This is a genomic window from Pauljensenia sp. UMB3104 (assembly GCF_030217285.1).
Classification (GTDB): domain Bacteria; phylum Actinomycetota; class Actinomycetes; order Actinomycetales; family Actinomycetaceae; genus Pauljensenia.
This window is the reverse complement of the sequence record NZ_JASONN010000599.1, coordinates 1-236: the sequence shown is the minus strand read 5'-3', so window position 1 is coordinate 236 and position 236 is coordinate 1. Positions and strand designations below refer to the sequence as shown.

At 56.4% G+C, this 236-nt stretch carries 1 pseudogene; it reads right to left on the bottom strand.

From position 1 onward, the window contains the following. Nucleotides 1–26: 26 nt before the first annotated feature. Nucleotides 27–236, bottom strand: a pseudogene (locus tag QP415_RS12935) (diacylglycerol/lipid kinase family protein); the annotation flags it as partial.

Sequence of the window (236 nt, the reverse complement as noted above, 5' to 3'; positions counted from 1 at the left end):
AACGGCTGACTGCTTATTTCCCGGTTTCAGTTTTCGAGGCCGGGAACCGCAATATCTAGAGCCTGTGGATCAAGCCGGACGTGAACGGTTCGCGCAGTTCCGATCGCGTCACCATCAACCTGAATCACCTGGGGTGATTGAGCGGCGACGGATGCGCCCTCTGCCTGCCTGAACTGAATCTTGCCGGTGGAAACCGGAAGATTCATGGTCTTCACACCCAGTCCCTGTCCCATGAT